Origin of the sequence: Synechococcus sp. Cruz CV12-2-Slac-r (genome assembly GCF_024346075.1) — a bacterium.
Lineage (GTDB): Bacteria > Cyanobacteriota > Cyanobacteriia > PCC-6307 > Cyanobiaceae > Synechococcus_D.
This window is the reverse complement of record NZ_JAGQEK010000206.1, coordinates 1-2418: the sequence shown is the minus strand read 5'-3', so window position 1 is coordinate 2418 and position 2418 is coordinate 1. Positions and strand designations below refer to the sequence as shown.

At 45.5% G+C, this 2418-nt stretch carries 2 protein-coding genes; both read right to left on the bottom strand.

Going from position 1 to position 2418, the window contains the following annotated elements; translation table 11 throughout:
- A partial coding sequence (locus tag KB557_RS10695) for a glycosyltransferase (protein WP_255134056.1) occupies positions 1-1208 on the bottom strand: 1208 nt, incomplete at its 3' end.
- Between the two features lie 6 nt (positions 1209-1214).
- Complete coding sequence (locus tag KB557_RS10690; RefSeq protein WP_255134053.1) at positions 1215-2390, bottom strand: HlyD family efflux transporter periplasmic adaptor subunit; 1176 nt, start codon at positions 2388-2390, stop codon at positions 1215-1217.
- Between the last annotated feature and the right edge of the window lie 28 nt (positions 2391-2418).

Genomic DNA, 2418 nt, shown 5'->3' with positions numbered 1-2418 from the left:
ACTGCTTCAAGCAGGGCAATTTGTTGCTTTGTGCATTTATTTTTTTCAAATTTAGCGGCAATTGTTCGGCGTGCAGCCATGCGCAACGGCTCCTGCCCCGGCGGATCAGCCAGCACTGCCAGCAACCGTTTGGCTAGTGCAGTGCTATCAAAAAATGGCACCAGCCAACCATTTACTCCATTACTGATTACTTCCTCCACTGGTGCGGTAGCAGATCCCACCACTAATGCTCCGCAGGCCATTGCTTCTAGCATGCTCCAACTCAACACATATGGATAGGTGAGATATACATGGGCTTGGCTTATCTGAAATATTTGTAATAATTGCGCATAGGGTAAATGACCGGTGAAATGTATGCGGCTTAAATTAATTTGATCTTTAAGTTCTTCTAGCATTAATTGCTTCCAACTCTTGCCATCGGGTGCTACTGGCCCATAGCAACTGCCATCTTCACCCACAATCACAACCATTACCTCTTTATTGGCATCTAGTAAAGCAGGTAAGGCCCGCATAAATGTGCGAAATCCACGCAAGGGCTCCAAGCTTCTGCTGCCAAAGCTCACCACCGGATCACCCCTACGGATTCGTGTGCCATCAGGCAAGGTGTAACATGCTAGGGGATTTGGTTTGCATAAATCTAGATCTACCCCCTCATGAATCACTTTGATTCGATTTTGTAGCCAGCTTGGATAACTGCTTTGTTGGAAATTAGTGGCTGTAAGACCCACTGTCATCCGCTTAATTGCCATTAGATCCGCCCATTGCCTCAGGCTTAAATTGGCTCCAAAATCTTCCTGGTGATTTATTGATTGCTCTGAATCAAAATTATTTAAATTAAGGCTACTGAAATCAAGTTCTAATAATGCAACTAAGGGTACGGTTGGAAATACATCGTCTAGAAATAAAATATCACCCCAGAACGGGTGAGCTACCACCACATCTGGAATCCAACCCTCCTGCATAAGCATTCTCAGCTGTAATGCAACTCTTCTGCCCTGAGCTAACTGTGCCGTAAGGCGCATTTCAGGATTTGTTTGGCGCATTTGTTGATACGGATCACCTCCAGATGATTTATAGATAACACCTGTATCTGCCCATGGTGCTTGTCTAGCGCCAATACCAATCACCCCATGGCCGGCTACTAATAAGGCGGGTGCAAGCTGGCGAAATTGGCCAGGAAAATTCTGATGAATAAGCAGCACCCGCACAGCTATCTAGCGCATTTCCCGCACTGAAAGTGTTGAACCAGCGATGTTACTAAAGAAAAGCTCTAATAATGAACGTTTTTCTAGTTTTATATCTGCGGTTATTGCCATACCAGCTTGCAGGGGAAACTTTTTGCCAAGACTATTTATATTCTGCTGAGCTAATTTAAGGCCGATCGGGAAATGGGGCTCCTTCCAATTCTGGTCGGGCGGCAAGGAATCGGTGCCGATCGTAGTAACAGTGGCAGCTAAGGTGCCATATTTATTTCGATCATAGGCGGCAACGGCAACCTCAGCTGGTTGGTTTGGGCGTATAAAAGCAAGATCGCGATTAGAAACAAATACACTACCCACCAAGCTATCCGTTGGCACGAGTTGTAATAGATCTTGGCTTGCATTAACTACCATTCCATCTTTAGCTTGCAGGTTTAGTACAGTGCCTGCAACTGGTGCCCTTAAGGTTATACGACGCAGCCTTTCGCCTGTTTCAACACGGTTGGCAGTATTTTGAGCTTCTTGTTGGCGTAGTTCAGCTGCTTTTTGGCTTGATTCAGCTTCAAGTTTATTTTGTTGTTGATTATTGGCAGCTAAACGGGAATCCAGATCACTTAATTGCTTTTGATAATCTAGAACTTGAAAATTGGAAGCAGCCCCTTGGGACTCAAGCAAAACCAATTGATCAAGTTGATGTTTTGTAATACGACGGCTCTGTTCAAGGCCGATTCTTTGTGCTTTAAGCTCTCCAACGGCGCCGCTTATACGATTTAATTCCGAGTTTGCCATCATTAATAGCTCTTGTTTTTGATCCTTTAAGGCCGCTTGCCGTCCTTGAAGAATAGTGGGATCCAATAGCACCATAGCGGCACCTTGTTTCACTGATTCACCTTCTTTTACCAATACGCTCAATATCACCCCTGCTTCCGTGGATCTAATTGCAGCCGTGGAGCGTTTTGGTTGTAGCTTTCCAGCTAAACTAACAACTTGATCAACCCTTACTAGGGCAGCGGCGCCTAAGCAAACAACCACAAGGGCCGCCATTGCGCCACCCACAATCAAGGGAAACCATGGAGTGGGCCTGCTCTCCAAACGGGTATCAAAATTACCAGCAGTTAAATTTGATTTTGCCAGCGACCCAGCCCGGCTGGCATTATGTGTTTTGAATTTGCTTAACCATGGGAAAGCCATAGCTTATGCACCTCCTTCTTGAACTTGT

What these genes read in the sequence shown, in the direction of transcription:
- KB557_RS10690 (WP_255134053.1), bottom strand. Translation starts at nt 2,390, where the DNA reads ATGGCTTTCCCATGGTTAAGCAAATTCAAAACACATAATGCCAGCCGG.